We start from the raw sequence: 20,389 nt of genomic DNA on the forward strand, positions 1-20,389 counted from the left end.
GCACACACCACAAATCCCGTAGGAGCGAGGCTTGCCCGCGAACGCCGCGACGCGGTCTTACTGAATTGTTACCAGATGCCTATAAAAACAGATTCTCGTGGAGCCTCGCTGATGAAATCCTATGAAGTCAATTTTGACGGTCTAGTGGGGCCGACCCATAACTACGGCGGCCTGTCTTACGGCAACGTCGCGTCCCAGAGCAACAGCCAGCAGTCTTCGAACCCGAAGGAAGCGGCGTTGCAGGGCCTGGCGAAAATGAAAGCGCTGATGGAAATGGGCTTTCAGCAAGGCGTGCTGGCACCGCAAGAACGTCCGGACGTCGCCGCACTGCGCCGCTTGGGTTTTAGCGGCACCGACGCCCAGGTGATTGAGCAGGCAGCCAAAGAAGCGATGCCGCTGTTGGTCGCCAGTTGCTCGGCCTCGAGCATGTGGGTGGCCAACGCCGCCACCGTTAGCCCAAGCGCCGACACTGCCGATGGCCGCGTGCATTTCACCGCCGCCAACCTGAACTGCAAATACCACCGCAGCATCGAACACCCGACCACCAGCCGCGTGCTGGGCGCGATGTTTGCTGATCAGAAGCACTTCGCTCACCACGCCGCCTTGCCAGCCGTGGCGCAGTTCGGTGACGAAGGCGCGGCCAACCACACCCGTTTCTGCCGTGACTATGGCGAAGCCGGCGTCGAGTTCTTCGTGTTCGGTCGCAGCGCCTTCGATAACCGTTACCCGGCACCGCAGAAATACCCGGCGCGCCAGACCCTCGAAGCGTCCCAGGCCGTTGCGCGTTTGCACGGTTTGAGCGATGACGGCGTGGTCTATGCGCAGCAGAATCCGTCGGTGATCGATCAGGGCGTGTTCCATAACGACGTGATCGCCGTGGGCAATGGCGAGGTTTTGTTCTATCACGAGGACGCGTTCCTCGACACTGAACAGATGCTGGCCGAGCTTTCCGGAAAACTCGCCAAAGTCGGTGGGAAATTTCAGTCTGTGTGTGTTCCGCGTTCGGCGGTCACCGTGGAAGACGCGGTTCGGTCCTACCTGTTCAATAGCCAGCTGCTGTCGCGTCCTGACGGCTCGATGCTCTTGATCGTGCCGGAAGAATGCCGTGGCAACGAGCGCGTCTGGCAGTACTTGCAAGGTTTGACCAGCTCTGGCGGGCTGATCCGCGAAGTAAAAGTCTTCGACCTCAAACAGAGCATGCAGAACGGCGGTGGCCCGGCTTGCCTGAGACTTCGCGTGGCCCTCAACGAAACCGAACTGGCGGCGGTCAATCCAGGGGTTATCATGACGGCACCGTTGTACGGCACGCTGACCGAATGGGTCGACAAGCACTACCGCGACCGCATGACCGAAAACGATCTGGCGGACCCGCAATTGCTGCTTGAATGCCGGACGGCACTGGATGAACTGACGCAAATCCTTAAACTGGGCGCGGTTTATCCATTCCAGATCAATTAAAGGCTGGCGCACCTGGCGCCGCTTTTATCTCCAAACGAGAGTGTAAAAAACATGAGCGATACCCTGCAGCTGATCCTTGAAGACACCGACGGCACGCAACTGGAAACTTCCTGCACCCGCGTCGCGGTCCTGTGGCAAGGCAAAGAGCTGTGGATCCAGCAAGACGGCCGTGGCCAATTGCTGATCGGCGTGGACGTCGAAGAAGGCGACGCCGAATACGCAAACCTGCTGCTGCGCCCATTGGCGACTAATCTGGTAAGTCTGCAACTGGAAATGGAACCGGCCGAAGTCGGTGACGAAGACCACGTGCACGGCCCGGATTGCGCACACGACCACTAAGGAAATCGCTCTATGCTCGCCCTCGGCAAACTGCTTGAACTGACCCTCGCCGGCCGCGAACCGGCGGAGAAGACTCAACTGACTGTCGAAGGCGTGCGCATGCGCTGGTTGAGCGAAGGTGCGCTGGAAGTCCGGCCACCCGAAGCGCGCGACAATGGCCTGGACCTACTGCTATCGGCCGGTATCCATGGCAACGAAACAGCGCCGATCGAATTGCTCGATCGCCTGTTGCATGACATCGCCCGCGGCGACCTCAAGCCGCGCGCACGTATTCTGTTCCTGTTCGGTAACCCCGAGGCGATCCGTCGCGGCGAGCGTTACATCGAGCAAGACGTCAATCGGCTGTTCAATGGCCGTCACGAACAAAGCAGCGGTTCCGAAGCTCTGCGTGCCTGTGAGCTCGAGCGACTGGCGGCAAGTTTCTTCAGCCTGTCTGACCGCGCCCGTCTGCACTACGACCTGCACACCGCGATTCGTGGTTCGAAGATCGAGCAGTTCGCGCTCTACCCGTGGAAAGAAGGCCGCCAGCACTCGCGCCTGGAACTGGCGCGCCTGCGCGCCGCTGGCATGGAAGCGGTGCTGTTGCAGAACAAGCCATCCATCGTGTTCAGTTCCTACACCTACGACAAACTCGGTGCCGAGGCTTTCACCCTCGAATTGGGCAAGGCCCGGCCGTTCGGGCAGAACGACGGGGTCAATGTCGATCTGCTGGAAACCCGTCTCAAACAGATCATCGAAGGCAGCGAGCCGCCCGTGGCCGAAGCGTCGCTGGACGGTTTGCAGCTGTTCAGCGTGGCGCGGGAAATCATCAAGCACAGCGACAGCTTCCGCTTGAACCTGCCAGCGGACATTGAGAACTTTTCGGAATTGGAAGTGGGTTACGTACTGGCCGAAGACATCGCCCAGACCCGCTGGATCATCGAAGAGAAGGGCGCCCGGATCATCTTCCCCAACCCCAAGGTCAAGAACGGCCTGCGCGCCGGCATCCTGATTGTGCCGACCAGCGACGAAAACCTCGCCTGACTGATCGTTCCCACGCCCCGCGTGGGAATGCCGCCACGGACGCTCCGCGTTCGGCTCTGGATGTGACGCAGAGCGTCACGGGATGCATCCCCACGCAGAGCGTGGGGACGATCATTGACTAGACCGCTACTGCGCGTGGCTCACTACGACGCAACGCCCGCGTCTTGTGCAGCGTATCCGCACACGTCTTCGCCGCTTCCTGGCCCTTATGCACAAAATGCTCGAAGAAGAACTTCTGATGTTCTTCGCCAGCATGGAAGTGATGCGGGGTGAGGACCACCGAGAACACCGGCACTTCGGTTTCCAGCTGCACCTGCATCAGGCCGCTGATCACTGATTGGGCGACGAATTCGTGACGGTAGATGCCGCCATCCACTACCAGGCCCGCGGCAACGATGCCGGCATAACGACCGGACTTGGCTAGCAGCTTGGCGTGCAACGGGATTTCAAAGGCGCCGCCGACTTCGAAGAAATCGATGTCCGACTCCTGATAGCCCTGGGCAATCATTTCGGCGAGGAAGCCTTTACGGCTCTGGTCGACGATTTCCTTGTGCCAGCAGGCCTGGATGAACGCAACGCGCTCGCCCTGATGGTTTTTGCTTTTGCTGTCGATTGCGGTGGGTTGCATGTTCTGGTTCCTGTTTGTGTGAAAAACAGGGCTTATGAATCGAATGGGATTTAAGGGTACGCAGGCTCGCAAAAAATGCGTGCAAACGGCCCTTTGGCGCCAATCCCGTTCTCTCTTCATCCGGACTATGACCGTCGGCCCCGGGATCACACCGGGTCTGCTGACCTTGCCGCCAGTCACCGCCGAAGCCGTGCTGTCGCCAAGCGCTCGCGGGCTATGCGCATTGCGCGCAATTACCGCCGGTGGGGAGTTGCACCCCGCCCTGAGAACGTTTTGCCGCCAGAATTGTTTGGCGGCGAAGCGTTTTTAACACATATTTCCTGCGTGCGCATTGCTGCTTTCTGATGATTGATATCGAGTTTTCCGAAGCTACAAAACGCCTTTTCTCCGCCCAAGGGTTGATTATTCGTCGTCATGACCGCAGTAACTCAACCTAGAAAGGGATTTTCCCCTGCTTACCGAGGCCAGATTCATGAGCGTTATCGATCTTCGCAGCGACACCGTCACCCAACCGTCCCAGGGAATGCTCGACGCCATGGCTGCAGCGGCCACCGGTGACGACGTGTATGGCGAAGATCCGACGGTCAATCGTCTGGAAGCTGAACTGGCAAAACGGTTGGGTTTCGCCGCGGCGCTGTTTGTCCCGACGGGCACCATGAGTAACCTGCTGGGGTTGATGGCGCACTGTGAGCGTGGCGAGGAATACATCGTCGGCCAGCAAGCCCACACCTATAAGTACGAAGGTGGCGGGGCGGCCGTGCTCGGTTCGATCCAGCCGCAGCCGCTGGAAGTGCAGGCTGACGGTTCCCTGGACCTGGCCCAGGTGGCCGCGGCGATCAAGCCGGACGACTTCCATTTCGCCCGCACCCGTTTGCTGGCCCTGGAAAACACCATGCAGGGCAAGGTCCTGCCGCTGGAGTATCTGGCTCGGGCGCGGACCTTCACCCGTGAACAGGGTCTGGCCTTGCACCTGGACGGCGCGCGCCTCTACAACGCCGCGGTCAAGCTGGGTGTCGATGCCCGGGAAATCACCCAGCATTTCGATTCGGTTTCGGTCTGCCTGTCCAAGGGGCTGGGCGCGCCCGTTGGGTCGGTGTTGTGCGGTTCGGTCGAATTCATCGCCAAGGCGCGGCGCCTGCGGAAAATGGTCGGCGGCGGTATGCGCCAGTCCGGGCTCCTGGCCGCCGCAGGCTTGTACGCTTTGGACAATAACGTTCAGCGCCTGGCCGACGACCACGCCAATGCGCAATTTCTCGCTGAAGGCCTGCGTAAAGCCGGTTATGAAGTCGAGCCGGTGCAGACCAACATGGTGTACGTCGCCATGGGCGACCAGGCCGAGGCGATCAAGGTGTTTGCTGGCGAGCGCGGCATCAAGTTGAGCGCCGCTGGGCGTCTACGGATGGTCACGCACATGGACGTCAGCCGCGCGCAAATCGAGCAGGTGATCGCTACATTCGTCGAGTTTTCGCGCAACTGACCGCGTTAGCCGTCCAATTGACCGTTTCTATCGTATAAACACGCTGTACCCCGCGCGCAGGGCCGATATAATGCGGCCCTTTGCCGTCGCTTCGTCTGATGACGTTTTGCACAGGCCTTTGGCCGCAGCCTCCGTGGAAGAACCTAATGAAAAGCGCAGAAATCCGTGAAGCCTTCCTTCGCTTCTTCGAAGAGCAAGGCCACACCCGTGTAGCCTCCAGCTCTTTGATTCCGGGCAACGACCCAACCCTGCTGTTCACTAACGCGGGGATGAACCAGTTCAAGGACTGCTTCCTGGGCCAGGAAAAACGTGCGTACACCCGTGCGACCAGCAGCCAGAAGTGCGTGCGCGCCGGTGGCAAGAACAGTGACCTCGAAAACGTCGGTTACACCGCTCGTCACCACACATTTTTCGAAATGCTGGGTAACTTCAGCTTCGGTGACTATTTCAAGCAGGACGCGATCACCTACGCCTGGACCTTCCTGACCGACGTCCTGAAGCTGCCCAAGGAAAAACTCTGGGTAACGGTCTACGCCTCGGATGACGAGGCCTATGACATCTGGACCAAGCAGATCGGCGTGCCCGTCGAGCGCATGATCCGCATCGGCGACAACAAAGGCGCGCCGTACGCGTCCGACAATTTCTGGACCATGGGCGATACCGGCCCATGCGGTCCGTGCACCGAGATTTTCTACGATCACGGCGACCATATCTGGGGCGGCCCACCGGGCTCGCCGGAAGAAGACGGTGACCGTTACATCGAGATCTGGAACAACGTGTTCATGCAGTTCAACCGCACCGCCGATGGCGTGTTGCATCCGTTGCCAGCGCCGTCGGTAGACACCGGCATGGGCCTGGAGCGGATCAGTGCGGTGATGCAGCACGTTCATTCCAACTACGAAATCGACCTGTTCAAGAACCTGTTGAGCGCTTCGGCCCAGGCCATTGGCTGCAGCAATGACGATCAGTCGTCGCTGAAAGTGGTTTCCGACCACATCCGTTCCTGCGGTTTCCTGATTGCCGACGGCGTGCTGCCATCCAACGAAGGCCGCGGTTACGTGCTGCGCCGGATCATTCGTCGTGCCTGCCGTCACGGTAACAAGCTGGGCGCGACCGGCAGTTTCTTCTACAAGATCGTGGCTGCGCTGGTGGCCGAGATGGGCGAAGCCTTCCCGGAACTCAAGCAGCAACAAGCCAACATCGAGCGCGTGCTCAAGGCTGAAGAAGAGCAGTTCTCCAAGACCCTGGAGCACGGCCTGAAGATTCTCGAGCAGGATCTGCTGGAACTCAAAGGCACCGTGGTGCCGGGCGACGTGGTGTTCAAGCTGTATGACACCTACGGTTTCCCGATGGACCTGACCGCTGACATCGCCCGCGAACGCAACCTGACCGTCGACGAAGTTGGTTTCGAGCGTGAAATGGAAGCCCAGCGCGTGCGTGCGCGTTCGGCCAGCTCCTTCGGCCTCGACTACAACACGTTGGTCAAGGTTGACGTGGCGACCGAATTCACCGGCTACAAGGCCACCAGCGGTTCGGCGAAAATTGTCGCTATCTATAAAGAAGGTCAGTCGGTCGACGTCTTGAGTGAAGGTGAAGAGGGCGTGATCGTTCTCAACCAGACGCCGTTCTACGCTGAATCCGGCGGCCAGATTGGCGATTGCGGTTATCTGCAAGTCGGCAGCAGCCGTTTCGACGTGCGCGACACCACCAAGACTGGCGGTGCATTCCTGCACCACGGCGTGGCGGTGTTGGGCAGCCTGACCATCGGCGCGCCGGTAGAGACGCATGTCGATGCCGAAGTACGCCACGCCACGTCGCTGAACCACTCGGCGACGCACTTGCTGCACGCGGCATTGCGTCAGGTGTTGGGCGAACACGTTCAACAGAAAGGTTCGTTGGTCGACAGTCAGCGCCTGCGCTTTGACTTCAGCCACTTCGAAGCCATCAAGCCTGAGCAGTTGAAAGCCTTGGAAGACATCGTCAACGCCGAGATTCGCAAGAACTCCGCGGTTGAAACCGAAGAAACCGATATTGAAACCGCCAAGCAAAAAGGCGCCATGGCGCTGTTTGGCGAGAAGTACGGCGACAACGTGCGTGTGCTGAGCATGGGCGGTGATTTTTCCGTCGAGCTGTGCGGTGGCATCCACGCCAACCGTACCGGCGACATCGGCTTGCTGAAAATCATCAGCGAAGGCGGTGTGGCTTCCGGCGTGCGTCGTATCGAAGCGGTCACTGGTGCGCAAGCGCTGGCTTACTTGAACGCTGCCGAAGAACAACTCAAGGAAGCGGCCAACCTGGTCAAGGGTAGCCGCGACAACCTGATCGACAAGCTGTCGGCTGTGCTGGAGCGCAACCGTCTGCTGGAGAAGCAACTCGAGCAGTTGCAAGCCAAGGCTGCCAGCGCGGCGGGCGACGATCTGTCGGCTAGCGCACTGGATGTCAAAGGCGTGAAAGTGCTGGCCGTGCGTCTGGACGGTCAGGACGGCAAGGCGCTGCTGGCGCTGGTCGATCAATTGAAAAACAAACTCGGCCGCGCAGTGATCCTGCTCGGCAGTGTCCATGAGGAAAAGGTCGTTCTGGTTGCAGGCGTAACCAAGGACCTGACTGGCCAACTCAAAGCCGGTGATTTGATGAAGCAAGCTGCTGCGGCAGTGGGCGGGAAGGGCGGTGGTCGTCCGGACATGGCGCAGGGCGGTGGTGTAGACGCCGGCGCGCTGGACGTGGCATTGGCCCTGACCGTTCCATTTGTAGAGCAGGGTTTATAAGGCGGTTGGCCGGACGCGCGGTCTAGTGGCGGGTCCGGCAACTGTTTGAGTGATTATTGGGCGCCCTTCATGGGCAGAGGCGGCTTTGAAATGGCTTTGATCGTACAGAAATTTGGAGGCACCTCGGTCGGCACCGTCGAGAGAATCGAGCAGGTTGCCGACAAGGTTAAGAAATTCCGCGATGCCGGCGATGACCTGGTGGTTGTGCTGTCTGCAATGAGCGGCGAGACCAACCGTCTGATCGATCTGGCCAAGCAAATCAGTGGCGACAATCAGCCAGTTCCCCGTGAGCTGGATGTGATCGTTTCCACCGGTGAGCAGGTGACGATTGCCCTGCTGGCCATGGCGCTGATCAAGCGCGGCGTGCCAGCGGTGTCCTACACCGGCAATCAGGTACGGATTCTGACGGACAGCGCGCACAATAAAGCGCGTATCTTGCAGATTGACGATCAGAAGATTCGTGGTGACTTGAAGGCAGGTCGCGTGGTGGTTGTCGCCGGTTTCCAGGGCGTCGACGAACACGGCAACATCACCACCTTGGGTCGTGGCGGTTCCGACACCACCGGCGTGGCGCTGGCAGCAGCCCTGAAGGCTGATGAATGCCAGATCTACACCGATGTGGACGGCGTCTACACCACCGACCCGCGCGTCGTGTCCGTGGCACAGCGCCTGGACAAGATTACCTTCGAAGAGATGCTGGAAATGGCCAGCCTCGGTTCCAAGGTGTTGCAGATCCGTGCGGTGGAATTCGCCGGCAAGTACAACGTTCCGCTGCGCGTACTGCACAGCTTCAAGGAGGGTCCGGGCACCCTCATTACTATTGATGAAGAGGAAACCATGGAACAGCCGATCATTTCCGGCATCGCTTTCAATCGCGATGAAGCCAAGCTGACCATCCGTGGCGTGCCAGACACCCCGGGTGTGGCGTTCAAGATTCTTGGGCCGATCAGTGGCGCGAACATCGAAGTCGACATGATCGTGCAGAACGTTGCGCACGATAACACCACCGACTTCACCTTCACCGTGCACCGCAATGACTTCCAGGCCGCGCAAACCGTGCTGGAAAACACCGCTCGCGAGATCGGTGCCCGTGAAGTCGTGGGTGACATCAAGATCGCCAAGGTCTCGATTGTCGGCGTCGGCATGCGTTCACACGCAGGTGTGGCCAGCCGTATGTTCGAATCCCTGGCCAAGGAAAGTATCAATATCCAGATGATCTCGACCTCGGAAATCAAAGTCTCCGTGGTGATCGAAGAGAAGTACCTGGAACTGGCTGTGCGCGCTCTGCACACGGCTTTCGAACTGGACGCGCCGGCCCGTCAGGGCGAGTGATGCGTTTACCGAAGGGCGCGGTCTGACCGCGCCCTTCGTCTTTTTTGAATGGCGCGACCCAGGACTCTGTTCTTTTGCTCGCGCTGGTCAATACTCAGGCATGTAGGGCTGCGATCGTTCCGGTTGTAGGTCGAGTGCCTTTTTTTTGCAGACTGTTGTCCCTGAACTGAAATGCGTGAGGAGAAAGGTATGCTGATTCTGACTCGTCGGTGCGCAGAAAGCCTGATTATTGGTGATGGCGAAATCACTGTGACCGTGCTCGGCGTTAAAGGAAATCAAGTGCGTATTGGTGTTAACGCACCGAAAGAGGTTGCTGTTCACCGCGAGGAAATCTACCTGCGGATCAAGAAAGAGAAGGACGACGAACCAAGCCATTAATTTTTATCGTTTTTTATGTTTGCAAACGGGGAAAAGGTTGGTTAAGATACGCCCCGTGTTGCGGAGAGCTGGCCGAGTGGCCGAAGGCGCTCCCCTGCTAAGGGAGTACACCTCAAAAGGGTGTCGGGGGTTCGAATCCCCCGTTCTCCGCCATTATTTGCGTAGTACGTTGTAATCTGGCTTCTTCGGTAAGTTGTTGAAATTACTAGAAAAAGTGTTTGACATAGAGATTAGACGGCCTATAATGCGCGGCAACAAATGCACTCGTAGCTCAGCTGGATAGAGTACTCGGCTACGAACCGAGCGGTCACAGGTTCGAATCCTGTCGAGTGCACCATTTAAGAGTTGTTTGCAGTAATGCGAGCGACTTTGCTTCAGCCAGTTGTGGTCTGGTTTAAAAACACAAAATGCACTCGTAGCTCAGCTGGATAGAGTACTCGGCTACGAACCGAGCGGTCACAGGTTCGAATCCTGTCGAGTGCACCAAACACCAAAAAGCCCGCGTTTAACGCGGGCTTTTTGCCGTCTGGGGTTTGGCTTTTCCTTTGACACATCCTTTCTCATCGAACTCGACATGTGCGCTGCGACCTCGCTTGAGGTCATAACGGTAGCTCGTGGCCGAATTACGAATACTGATCTTGTCCGGTTTGCCGAGGGCGCTTTCGACGTCCTGCTGAGTCATGCCGGCAATCACCCGTTGATTGATGATCGCTTCGCGACGCTGCTTGGCGTTGATCAGGTTGCCACATTTGTCCTCTGATTGACCGACGACGGTTGGCTCTCTTCTATTTGCATTCGCGCCTGGGGTTTGCTGAGTGGTGGCTTCGGGCATGATCGCGTAGGTGGTGCCTGGCATGAAGGGGTGAGCGGTCTGGAGTGAAAGGCTCTCATTGGCCTTGCAGCTCATCGTAGTAAAGGTAATGCCTCCGTCAGGTGCCTCGCATCGGTGAACGGTCGCAGCAAGCAGCATGATTGGCAGGCAGAGCAGGGTGGTCAGCAAGAGCAGATGTGTGTTCGATGGCATTCGGCGTCCTCCATGACGTTCAATCTGAAGGGTAGCTGTTACTTTTTTCGAGTGCGTTGTGTTTTCTTTTCAGGATAAGTCGTCGCAATTGATGTCTGAAGACAGGGCTCAGGTTTGTCTTGCAAGCGCTTGTTTCAGCCGCGATTTTTTAACGTTTTAAACCGTCAGGCGGTGTATCATTGCGCCCGTCAGCCCCGCCGGGGCTTATGGAAAACCTCCATGGACTTACCCAGTAGTTGTTCAGTACCCCGTTTTTCCAATCATGAATTGACTGATTGATCCTTCCGGCGTGCCCCGCTGCTGGGAGTGGAGTTCGCCTATGTCTGAAGTTGAAGTAAAGAAAACGCAGGAAAGCTTGCAGGACCGCCTCGCTCAAGTCGTTGAGCTGTTGCAGCGTCAGCGAGTGGTCGAAGACCTGACTCATCGCCAGGAAGGTCCGCATCACGACCGGGTCGAGAACCTGGTTCACCGGCAAAATCTCGTCGAGCTGCAACGCAAGCTCGATGATCTGCACTCCGCCGACGTTGCCTACATCCTTGAAGCCTTGCCGCTGGACGATCGTCTGACGCTCTGGCAATTGGTCAAGGCTGATCGTGACGGCGACATCCTTCTCGAAGTATCCGATTCGGTTCGTGAAACGCTGATCGCCGACATGGACGATCACGAGCTCCTGGCTGCGGCCAAGGACATGGATGCCGACGAACTTGCTGACCTGGCTTCCGAGCTGCCGCGAGACGTCGTCCATGAGCTGATGGAAACCCTTGATGGTCAACAGCGTGAGCGCGTTCGCTCCGCGTTGTCCTATGACGAGGAGCAGGTCGGCGCACTGATGGACTTCGAGATGGTGACGATCCGTGAGGATGTCAGTCTCGAAGTGGTTCTGCGTTACCTGCGTCGTCTCAAGGAGTTGCCGGGGCACACCGACAAGTTGTTCGTGGTCGACTACGACGGCGTACTCAAGGGTGTGCTGCCCATCAAGCGGTTGCTGGTCAACGATCCGGATAAACAGGTTTCCGAAGTCATGGCCAGCGATCCGGTGAGTTTTCACCCGGACGAAGACGCCTACGATGCCGCTCAGGCGTTCGAGCGTTACGACTTGATCTCTGCGCCGGTGGTCGACAAAAACGGCAAGCTGATCGGTCGTTTGACCATCGATGAAATGGTCGACCTGATTCGTGAAGAGAGCGAAAACGAAGTTCTCAACATGGCGGGTCTGCGCGAAGAAGAAGACATTTTCGCGTCAGTCTGGAAATCCCTGCGTAACCGCTGGTCCTGGCTGGCGGTGAACCTGGTGACTGCGTTTGTAGCCTCCCGGGTAATTGGCCTGTTCGAAGGCTCCATCGAGAAGCTGGTGGCGCTCGCAGCATTGATGCCTATCGTGGCGGGGATTGGTGGCAACTCAGGTAACCAGACGATTACCATGATCGTTCGGGCCATGGCGCTGGACCAGGTCAGTACCGGCAATACCTCGCGCTTGATGCGCAAGGAGCTCGCGGTCGGCTTGATCAATGGCCTGGTCTGGGGCGGGGTAATTGGTGTCGTCGCCTATTTGCTCTATGGAAGTTGGTCCCTTGGTGTCGTAATGACTGCAGCGATGACGCTTAACTTGTTACTGGCGGCGCTGATGGGGGTATTGATTCCCATGACTCTGGCACGCCTGGGGCGCGACCCGGCAATGGGTGCCAGTGTAATGATCACTGCCATGACCGACAGCGGTGGGTTCTTCATCTTCCTTGGGTTGGCGACCATCTTCCTGCTTTGACTTGAATCTTGAAAGCCCGCCATATTGGCGGGCTTTTTTGTGCCTCAAATTCAAGGCAAAAAAAAGCCAGCGATTATGCTGGCTTGAATTTTTTGGGGTGGATCAGGACGCGTCTGCGGCCATTTCAGCGTCATGGGCGATCAGCGAAACAAGAGCGTTTTGCTGACGGTGGGAGAGTTGGCGGAAGCGCTGCAGCAGTTCGCGTTCGTGCAACGACAGCTCCGGGCTGTCCAGGCGCATGCTCAGCTCTTCGCCCAGTGCACCTTCCTGAATAAGACTCTGCTCAAGGCGCGCAATGATTTCGGAGTTCATGCTGCGATGATGATTGCGAGCCACCTCGGCAATGCGTTCACGCATTCCGTCTGGCAGACGTACGACAAACTTGTCAGCCGTACGGCTGGAATAAATTGCCTGTTTCAATGGGCGCATATATTTAACCGGTTAGTTCAGGGGAGCGGTTCTCGGGATTGGCCGCAGGATGTCTGATAGGACAAGCACTCTGGCCAAATGTTCAACCTGAATTGATAGAGGCTCGCATCATGCCTCAAAGTAGCCAGTTCATTGGCGTCAATTCTGTGACAAATATTGAACTGGATAAAGGCGTTATGCCAGCACCAATTATCAGAAATGCGGACTGGTTTGAAAAGTTTACCCTGGCCCATATCTCTGACCGCGTCCTGTTGCCCGGCAGGTGATGTCCTGAGACGCCTGAAGGTGCATGCTGTGCGGATTCGATCATCGTTCCTTGCCTTATAGAGGATAGTGGCAAATGGCCGATTTACTAGAGGCGAACCTGTCGTGCGGGATGATTTCAGGATGGATGGCAGATTGATTTATCTGATGGGGCCGTCGGGGGCTGGTAAAGACAGTCTCATCGATGCGGCGCGAGAGCCTTTGCAGGCGCTGGGTTGCGAAGTGGTGCGGCGGGTCATCACACGTTCAGCCGAATCTGTAGGTGAGGACGCCGTAGGGGTTACGCCTGAGGAGTTCGAGCGGCGCAAGGAGAAGGGTGGCTTCGCGCTCTTTTGGCGCGCCAATGGCTTGGATTACGGTATTCCCGTTGAAATCGATCAGTGGCTCCAAAATGGGCGCGACGTTCTGGTCAATGGTTCTCGGGAGTATTTACCGGTCGCGCTGGAGCGCTATCCGGCGATTCTGCCAGTGCTGCTCACGGTCAAGGAGGGAGTGTTACGCGAGCGGTTGTTGCGGCGGGGGCGTGAGAGCCTGGAGGACATTGACGCCAGGCTTCGACGCAACAGGCTATTCGCAGTTGGCGATTCGATCGGTGATACTTCAATCCAGCGACTCGATAATTCCGGCGACTTGGCTGGCACAGTTTCCAATCTTCTGCGTCTGCTGGGGCTTAGCGTAAAACCGGGTCAAATTTGATTCGACGTCCGGCGATCAATGCCAGTACGAACAATGCCCCAAAGACGCCGCAGGCAATTAACGGCACGGTGAGCATTGTGTCCTGATCCAGGGATAGATGAAGGATGCCACTCAACAAGGCCAGGATAAAAAATCCAGTGGCTGATTTGGACATGCGGTGCTCCTGGTAGGGAAAGTCAAAATATCAATCGTTCGGAAGATGGTGTCTGTAGCGGAGAGCTCTCTTGACTCACTTCCTGATTTACAAACATGTGCTGGTCACTCATGACCGCCAATTGAGGTGCTTTCTGCAGTTGGAGGTAGTGGGGCATGCGCTGGGCAACCACTTCTGCGTTACCCTCGGGGATTAATTGAAAGCCAAGCAGCACGGTCAGGGCGATCGCATTCGAGAGTAATAAGGCGCCGTGCATGGGGTTATCCTCCATTGTTCTTGGAGAATAGTTAAAGCAGTCCGCATGCCAAGAGTCTAACGGCTATTAAATCCTTTAAAAACAATGGATTGGGGTTTAATGGCAAAAAGGTGTCAGTGCAATTTGCAATGATGGCTTTTTGGGGTGATGCAATTTGCACGGCAGGCAATGCCTTTGGGGGTGTGAGGCGATTGCCTACACTTAAAAAGCCGAAGGACGACATGACAAAAGCGGGCCTGCCCGTTAACATGCTCGCCGTCCATCGTACTGCGGTTCTCGCGGGCGACTTGTGTCTCAGTAGCTCAATTGGATAGAGCATCCCCCTCCTAAGGGGAAGGTTGGCAGTTCGAACCTGCCCTGGGACACCACTTTTCCTTTCAGCTTAGCCTCTTCATCCCTGAATTCTCTTTCTGGTTCTCAATCGCTTCCTTAAGCGGGCGTTGGGTCTGGATGCATTTTTCGTGGGTGCTTTCCGGGAGGTTGGGGGCTTTGAGGTTCTCTTCTATATAGAGGAAGCTTTCTGCTCTCCGGAGTGTTTGCCTGCTTTCTGCAAGTTATTGATAGAAAAACCAAATCATCGCTTGACGGCAGATTCTGGAAGTCTATAATTCGCCCCACTTCCGGCGCAGTCGAAACGGAAAACTCTTTGGTAAACAAAGAGTTACGCAGTTTTCGACAGCGAGTTGCTTCAGGTCATCGAAGCCCAGAAGGAGTTGGTTGAGCGGTGTTGTTTGGCTCGATTGACGGTTCGATCTTCTCGGTCGAAAGCGGAACAAAAGAGGTGTTGACAGCAGCGAGTAACGCTGTAGAATTCGCCTCCCGCTAACGAGAGATCGGAAGCGCAAGTGGTTGAAGTTGCAAAGGAAACTTTGAAAACTTCTGAAAATAACCGCTTGACAGTAACTGGCGCTGCTGTAGAATGCGCGCCTCGGTTGAGACGAAAGATCTTAACCCGCCGCTCTTTAACAACTGAATCAAGCAATTCGTGTGGGTGCTTGTGGAGTCAGACTGATAGTCAACAAGATTATCAGCATCACAAGTTACTCCGCGAGAAATCAAAGATGTAACCAACGATTGCTGAGCCAAGTTTAGGGTTTCTTAAAAACCCAAAGATGTTTGAACTGAAGAGTTTGATCATGGCTCAGATTGAACGCTGGCGGCAGGCCTAACACATGCAAGTCGAGCGGCAGCACGGGTACTTGTACCTGGTGGCGAGCGGCGGACGGGTGAGTAATGCCTAGGAATCTGCCTGGTAGTGGGGGATAACGCTCGGAAACGGACGCTAATACCGCATACGTCCTACGGGAGAAAGCAGGGGACCTTCGGGCCTTGCGCTATCAGATGAGCCTAGGTCGGATTAGCTAGTTGGTGAGGTAATGGCTCACCAAGGCGACGATCCGTAACTGGTCTGAGAGGATGATCAGTCACACTGGAACTGAGACACGGTCCAGACTCCTACGGGAGGCAGCAGTGGGGAATATTGGACAATGGGCGAAAGCCTGATCCAGCCATGCCGCGTGTGTGAAGAAGGTCTTCGGATTGTAAAGCACTTTAAGTTGGGAGGAAGGGCATTTACTTAATACGTAAGTGTTTTGACGTTACCGACAGAATAAGCACCGGCTAACTCTGTGCCAGCAGCCGCGGTAATACAGAGGGTGCAAGCGTTAATCGGAATTACTGGGCGTAAAGCGCGCGTAGGTGGTTCGTTAAGTTGGATGTGAAATCCCCGGGCTCAACCTGGGAACTGCATTCAAAACTGTCGAGCTAGAGTATGGTAGAGGGTGGTGGAATTTCCTGTGTAGCGGTGAAATGCGTAGATATAGGAAGGAACACCAGTGGCGAAGGCGACCACCTGGACTGATACTGACACTGAGGTGCGAAAGCGTGGGGAGCAAACAGGATTAGATACCCTGGTAGTCCACGCCGTAAACGATGTCAACTAGCCGTTGGGAGCCTTGAGCTCTTAGTGGCGCAGCTAACGCATTAAGTTGACCGCCTGGGGAGTACGGCCGCAAGGTTAAAACTCAAATGAATTGACGGGGGCCCGCACAAGCGGTGGAGCATGTGGTTTAATTCGAAGCAACGCGAAGAACCTTACCAGGCCTTGACATCCAATGAACTTTCCAGAGATGGATTGGTGCCTTCGGGAACATTGAGACAGGTGCTGCATGGCTGTCGTCAGCTCGTGTCGTGAGATGTTGGGTTAAGTCCCGTAACGAGCGCAACCCTTGTCCTTAGTTACCAGCACGTTATGGTGGGCACTCTAAGGAGACTGCCGGTGACAAACCGGAGGAAGGTGGGGATGACGTCAAGTCATCATGGCCCTTACGGCCTGGGCTACACACGTGCTACAATGGTCGGTACAGAGGGTTGCCAAGCCGCGAGGTGGAGCTAATCCCAGAAAACCGATCGTAGTCCGGATCGCAGTCTGCAACTCGACTGCGTGAAGTCGGAATCGCTAGTAATCGCGAATCAGAATGTCGCGGTGAATACGTTCCCGGGCCTTGTACACACCGCCCGTCACACCATGGGAGTGGGTTGCACCAGAAGTAGCTAGTCTAACCTTCGGGAGGACGGTTACCACGGTGTGATTCATGACTGGGGTGAAGTCGTAACAAGGTAGCCGTAGGGGAACCTGCGGCTGGATCACCTCCTTAATCGACGACATCAGCTGCTCCATAAGTTCCCACACGAATTGCTTGATTCATTGAAGAAGACGATAAAGAAGCAGCCCGAAATTGGGTCTGTAGCTCAGTTGGTTAGAGCGCACCCCTGATAAGGGTGAGGTCGGCAGTTCGAATCTGCCCAGACCCACCAATTTTGCTTGTGTGGGAAACGCCTGTAGAAATACGGGGCCATAGCTCAGCTGGGAGAGCGCCTGCCTTGCACGCAGGAGGTCAACGGTTCGATCCCGTTTGGCTCCACCACTACTGCTTCTGTTTGTTGAAAGCTTAGAAATGAGCATTCCACCAAGACGGTGATGAATGTTGATTTCTAGTCTTTGATTAGATCGTTCTTTAAAAATTTGGGTATGTGATAGAAAGATAGACTGAACGTTACTTTCACTGGTAACGGATCAGGCTAAGGTAAAATTTGTGAGTAATTGCGAATTTTCGGCGAATGTCGTCTTCACAGTATAACCAGATTGCTTGGGGTTATATGGTCAAGTGAAGAAGCGCATACGGTGGATGCCTTGGCAGTCAGAGGCGATGAAAGACGTGGTAGCCTGCGAAAAGCTTCGGGGAGTCGGCAAACAGACTTTGATCCGGAGATGTCTGAATGGGGGAACCCACCTAACATAAGTTAGGTATCTTAAGCTGAATACATAGGCTTAAGAAGCGAACCAGGGGAACTGAAACATCTAAGTACCCTGAGGAAAAGAAATCAACCGAGATTCCCTTAGTAGTGGCGAGCGAACGGGGACTAGCCCTTAAGTGGCTTTGAGATTAGCGGAACGCTCTGGAAAGTGCGGCCATAGTGGGTGATAGCCCTGTACGCGAAAATCTCTTAGTCATGAAATCGAGTAGGACGGAGCACGAGAAACTTTGTCTGAATATGGGGGGACCATCCTCCAAGGCTAAATACTACTGACTGACCGATAGTGAACTAGTACCGTGAGGGAAAGGCGAAAAGAACCCCGGAGAGGGGAGTGAAATAGATCCTGAAACCGTATGCGTACAAGCAGTGGGAGCCCACTTTGTTGGGTGACTGCGTACCTTTTGTATAATGGGTCAGCGACTTATTTTCAGTGGCGAGCTTAACCGAATAGGGGAGGCGTAGCGAAAGCGAGTCTTAATAGGGCGTCTAGTCGCTGGGAATAGACCCGAAACCGGGCGATCTATCCATGGGCAGGTTGAAGGTTGGGTAACACTAACTGGAGGACCGAACCGACTACCGTTGAAAAGTTAGCGGATGACCTGTGGATCGGAGTGAAAGGCTAATCAAGCTCGGAGATAGCTGGTTCTCCTCGAAAGCTATTTAGGTAGCGCCTCATGTATCACTGTAGGGGGTAGAGCACTGTTTCGGCTAGGGGGTCATCCCGACTTACCAAACCGATGCAAACTCCGAATACCTACAAGTGCCGAGCATGGGAGACACACGGCGGGTGCTAACGTCCGTCGTGAAAAGGGAAACAACCCAGACCGTCAGCTAAGGTCCCAAAGTTATGGTTAAGTGGGAAACGATGTGGGAAGGCTTAGACAGCTAGGAGGTTGGCTTAGAAGCAGCCACCCTTTAAAGAAAGCGTAATAGCTCACTAGTCGAGTCGGCCTGCGCGGAAGATGTAACGGGGCTCAAACCATACACCGAAGCTACGGGTATCACTTAGGTGATGCGGTAGAGGAGCGTTCTGTAAGCCTGTGAAGGTGAGTTGAGAAGCTTGCTGGAGGTATCAGAAGTGCGAATGCTGACATGAGTAACGACAATGGGTGTGAAAAACACCCACGCCGAAAGACCAAGGTTTCCTGCGCAACGTTAATCGACGCAGGGTTAGTCGGTCCCTAAGGCGAGGCTGAAAAGCGTAGTCGATGGAAAACAGGTTAATATTCCTGTACTTCTGGTTATTGCGATGGAGGGACGGAGAAGGCTAGGCCAGCTTGGCGTTGGTTGTCCAAGTTTAAGGTGGTAGGCTGGAATCTTAGGTAAATCCGGGATTCTAAGGCCGAGAGCTGATGACGAGTGTTCTTTTAGAACACGAAGTGGTTGATGCCATGCTTCCAAGAAAAGCTTCTAAGCTTCAGGTAACCAGGAACCGTACCCCAAACCGACACAGGTGGTTGGGTAGAGAATACCAAGGCGCTTGAGAGAACTCGGGTGAAGGAACTAGGCAAAATGGCACCGTAACTTCGGGAGAAGGTGCGCCGGTGAGGGTGAAGCATTTACTGCGTAAGCCCATGCCGGTCGAAGATACCAGGCCGCTGCGACTGTTTATTAAAAACACAGCACTCTGCAAACACGAAAGTGGACGTATAGGGTGTGACGCCTGCCCGGTGCCGGAAGGTTAATTGATGGGGTTAGCTAACGCGAAGCTCTTGATCGAAGCCCCGGTAAACGGCGGCCGTAACTATAACGGTCCTAAGGTAGCGAAATTCCTTGTCGGGTAAGTTCCGACCTGCACGAATGGCGTAACGATGGCGGCGCTGTCTCCACCCGAGACTCAGTGAAATTGAAATCGCTGTGAAGATGCAGTGTATCCGCGGCTAGACGGAAAGACCCCGTGAACCTTTACTATAGCTTTGCACTGGACTTTGAATTTGCTTGTGTAGGATAGGTGGGAGGCTTTGAAGCGTGGACGCCAGTTCGCGTGGAGCCAACCTTGAAATACCACCCTGGCAACTTTGAGGTTCTAACTCAGGTCCGTTATCCGGATCGAGGACAGTGTATGGTGGGTAGTTTGACTGGGGCGGTCTCCTCCTAAAGAGTAACGGAGGAGTACGAAGGTGCGCTCAGACCGGTCGGAAATCGGTCGTAGAGTATAAAGGCAAAAGCGCGCTTGACTGCGAGACAGACACGTCGAGCAGGTACGAAAGTAGGTCTTAGTGATCCGGTGGTTCTGTATGGAAGGGCCATCGCTCAACGGATAAAAGGTACTCCGGGGATAACAGGCTGATACCGCCCAAGAGTTCATATCGACGGCGGTGTTTGGCACCTCGATGTCGGCTCATCACATCCTGGGGCTGAAGCCGGTCCCAAGGGTATGGCTGTTCGCCATTTAAAGTGGTACGCGAGCTGGGTTTAGAACGTCGTGAGACAGTTCGGTCCCTATCTGCCGTGGACGTTTGAGATTTGAGAGGGGCTGCTCCTAGTACGAGAGGACCGGAGTGGACGAACCTCTGGTGTTCCGGTTGTCACGCCAGTGGCATTGCCGGGTAGCTATGTTCGGAATAGATAACCGCTGAAAGCATCTAAGCGGGAAACTAGCCTCAAGATGAGATCTCACTGGGACCTTGAGTCCCCTGAAGGGCCGTCGAAGACTACGACGTTGATAGGTTGGGTGTGTAAGCGCTGTGAGGCGTTGAGCTAACCAATACTAATTGCCCGTGAGGCTTGACCATATAACACCCAAGCAATTTGTGAACTCGAGAGAGACCAGATTGCGGTGTGTGAAGACGCAATGAACCGAAAGTTCGCAGCAAAAAAACACACAAATCTATCGCATACCCATTCGCTGGAGCGTGAACCTGAAAAGGCAAACGACCTGGCTACCGAATTTCTTGACGACCATAGAGCATTGGAACCACCTGATCCCATCCCGAACTCAGCAGTGAAACGATGCATCGCCGATGGTAGTGTGGGGTTTCCCCATGTGAGAGTAGGTCATCGTCAAGATTAAATTCCGAAACCCCTATCTGCGTATGCAGGTAGGGGTTTTGTTTTGCCCGCGAGAAAGTGACCGAAAAAGACAC

At 55.6% G+C, this 20,389-nt stretch carries 15 protein-coding genes, 6 tRNA genes, 3 rRNA genes and 1 riboswitch; of the genes, 19 read left to right on the plus strand and 5 right to left on the minus strand.

All coding sequences use genetic code 11. The features are described from left to right. Positions 1 to 111 precede the first annotated feature (111 nt). From astB to astE, 3 genes are read left to right on the plus strand one after another with little or no spacing between them, the layout of a single operon-like run. Positions 112 to 1,458, plus strand: a complete 1,347-nt coding sequence (gene astB, locus HKK52_RS28515; protein ID WP_169373521.1) for an N-succinylarginine dihydrolase — start codon at positions 112 to 114, stop codon at positions 1,456 to 1,458. Positions 1,459 to 1,509: 51 nt separating this feature from the next. Further along, positions 1,510 to 1,797, plus strand: a complete 288-nt coding sequence (locus HKK52_RS28520; protein ID WP_010457234.1) for a hypothetical protein — start codon at positions 1,510 to 1,512, stop codon at positions 1,795 to 1,797. A gap of 12 nt (positions 1,798 to 1,809) precedes the next feature. After that, on the plus strand, positions 1,810 to 2,820 hold the full coding sequence (gene astE, locus HKK52_RS28525; protein ID WP_169373522.1) for a succinylglutamate desuccinylase: 1,011 nt from the start codon (positions 1,810 to 1,812) through the stop codon (positions 2,818 to 2,820). A gap of 118 nt (positions 2,821 to 2,938) precedes the next feature. Here the strand turns inward: astE and HKK52_RS28530 are convergent, their stop codons facing one another. After that, complete coding sequence (locus tag HKK52_RS28530) at positions 2,939 to 3,448, minus strand: 6,7-dimethyl-8-ribityllumazine synthase (RefSeq protein ID WP_123514347.1); 510 nt, start codon at positions 3,446 to 3,448, stop codon at positions 2,939 to 2,941. Positions 3,449 to 3,551: 103 nt separating this feature from the next. Then, positions 3,552 to 3,722, minus strand: a riboswitch (FMN riboswitch). Between the two features lie 198 nt (positions 3,723 to 3,920). On the opposite strand from HKK52_RS28530, the gene ltaE reads away from it, so the two are divergent. The 7 genes from ltaE to HKK52_RS28565 all read left to right on the plus strand — a co-directional run bounded on the left by ltaE (position 3,921) and on the right by HKK52_RS28565 (position 9,886). Continuing rightward, positions 3,921 to 4,925: a low-specificity L-threonine aldolase gene (ltaE, locus tag HKK52_RS28535; RefSeq protein ID WP_169373523.1), complete on the plus strand. Its 1,005-nt coding sequence runs from the start codon at positions 3,921 to 3,923 to the stop codon at positions 4,923 to 4,925. Between the two features lie 146 nt (positions 4,926 to 5,071). Then, entirely contained in the window at positions 5,072 to 7,690 is a 2,619-nt protein-coding gene (gene alaS / locus HKK52_RS28540; RefSeq protein ID WP_169373524.1) for an alanine--tRNA ligase, read from the plus strand. Between the two features lie 90 nt (positions 7,691 to 7,780). Continuing rightward, a complete protein-coding gene (locus HKK52_RS28545; protein WP_123407338.1) occupies positions 7,781 to 9,022 on the plus strand; it encodes an aspartate kinase in 1,242 nt (413 codons plus the stop codon). 189 nt (positions 9,023 to 9,211) lie between these two features. After that, on the plus strand, positions 9,212 to 9,400 hold the full coding sequence (gene csrA / locus HKK52_RS28550; protein ID WP_003178872.1) for a carbon storage regulator CsrA: 189 nt from the start codon (positions 9,212 to 9,214) through the stop codon (positions 9,398 to 9,400). A gap of 62 nt (positions 9,401 to 9,462) precedes the next feature. Next, a tRNA-Ser gene (locus HKK52_RS28555) sits at positions 9,463 to 9,553 on the plus strand. A 107-nt stretch (positions 9,554 to 9,660) separates the two neighbouring features. After that, a tRNA-Arg gene (locus HKK52_RS28560) sits at positions 9,661 to 9,737 on the plus strand. A gap of 72 nt (positions 9,738 to 9,809) precedes the next feature. Further along, positions 9,810 to 9,886 (plus strand) — tRNA-Arg (locus HKK52_RS28565). A 19-nt stretch (positions 9,887 to 9,905) separates the two neighbouring features. On the opposite strand, the gene HKK52_RS28570 is transcribed toward HKK52_RS28565, so the two are convergent. After that, on the minus strand, positions 9,906 to 10,424 hold the full coding sequence (locus HKK52_RS28570; RefSeq protein WP_169373525.1) for a cell envelope protein SmpA: 519 nt from the start codon (positions 10,422 to 10,424) through the stop codon (positions 9,906 to 9,908). A gap of 319 nt (positions 10,425 to 10,743) precedes the next feature. Between HKK52_RS28570 and mgtE the strand changes: the two genes are divergently transcribed. Then, positions 10,744 to 12,186: a magnesium transporter gene (gene mgtE, locus HKK52_RS28575; protein ID WP_149657762.1), complete on the plus strand. Its 1,443-nt coding sequence runs from the start codon at positions 10,744 to 10,746 to the stop codon at positions 12,184 to 12,186. A gap of 102 nt (positions 12,187 to 12,288) precedes the next feature. Here mgtE and HKK52_RS28580 read toward each other — a convergent pair whose 3' ends face one another. After that, the gene (locus HKK52_RS28580) at positions 12,289 to 12,615 is read right to left on the minus strand and encodes an Arc family DNA-binding protein (RefSeq protein WP_003178899.1); all 327 of its coding nucleotides are present in this window, start codon (positions 12,613 to 12,615) and stop codon (positions 12,289 to 12,291) included. 110 nt (positions 12,616 to 12,725) lie between these two features. Here HKK52_RS28580 and HKK52_RS28585 point away from each other — a divergent pair, with 110 nt between their 5' ends. After that, positions 12,726 to 12,881 carry a hypothetical protein gene (locus HKK52_RS28585; protein WP_169373526.1) on the plus strand — a complete coding sequence of 52 codons (156 nt, stop codon included), beginning with the start codon at positions 12,726 to 12,728 and terminating at the stop codon, positions 12,879 to 12,881. Between the two features lie 121 nt (positions 12,882 to 13,002). After that, positions 13,003 to 13,575, plus strand: coding sequence for a phosphonate metabolism protein/1,5-bisphosphokinase (PRPP-forming) PhnN (gene phnN, locus HKK52_RS28590; protein WP_169373527.1), 573 nt, complete (start codon positions 13,003 to 13,005; stop codon positions 13,573 to 13,575). On the opposite strand, the gene HKK52_RS28595 is transcribed toward phnN, so the two are convergent. Continuing rightward, positions 13,550 to 13,729: a PA3371 family protein gene (locus HKK52_RS28595; protein ID WP_169373528.1), complete on the minus strand. Its 180-nt coding sequence runs from the start codon at positions 13,727 to 13,729 to the stop codon at positions 13,550 to 13,552. The two genes, phnN and HKK52_RS28595, sit on opposite strands and share 26 nt — an antisense overlap. A gap of 22 nt (positions 13,730 to 13,751) precedes the next feature. After that, positions 13,752 to 13,985, minus strand: a complete 234-nt coding sequence (locus HKK52_RS28600; RefSeq protein ID WP_169373529.1) for a hypothetical protein — start codon at positions 13,983 to 13,985, stop codon at positions 13,752 to 13,754. Between the two features lie 291 nt (positions 13,986 to 14,276). Between HKK52_RS28600 and HKK52_RS28605 the strand changes: the two genes are divergently transcribed. The 6 genes from HKK52_RS28605 (at position 14,277) to rrf (ending at position 20,312) form a co-directional block, all read left to right on the plus strand. After that, positions 14,277 to 14,353: transfer RNA gene (locus HKK52_RS28605), tRNA-Arg, on the plus strand. 750 nt (positions 14,354 to 15,103) lie between these two features. After that, positions 15,104 to 16,642, plus strand: a 16S ribosomal RNA gene (locus HKK52_RS28610). A gap of 83 nt (positions 16,643 to 16,725) precedes the next feature. Then, positions 16,726 to 16,802 (plus strand) — tRNA-Ile (locus HKK52_RS28615). A 34-nt stretch (positions 16,803 to 16,836) separates the two neighbouring features. Further along, positions 16,837 to 16,912, plus strand: a tRNA-Ala gene (locus tag HKK52_RS28620). A 234-nt stretch (positions 16,913 to 17,146) separates the two neighbouring features. Beyond that, positions 17,147 to 20,038, plus strand: a 23S ribosomal RNA gene (locus HKK52_RS28625). 158 nt (positions 20,039 to 20,196) lie between these two features. Then, positions 20,197 to 20,312 (plus strand): 5S ribosomal RNA (gene rrf / locus HKK52_RS28630). Together the 16S, 23S and 5S rRNA genes with 2 tRNA genes alongside form the textbook arrangement of a ribosomal RNA operon. The last annotated feature ends 77 nt before the right edge of the window (positions 20,313 to 20,389 follow it).

Source organism: Pseudomonas sp. ADAK2, from assembly GCF_012935755.1.
GTDB lineage: Bacteria > Pseudomonadota > Gammaproteobacteria > Pseudomonadales > Pseudomonadaceae > Aquipseudomonas.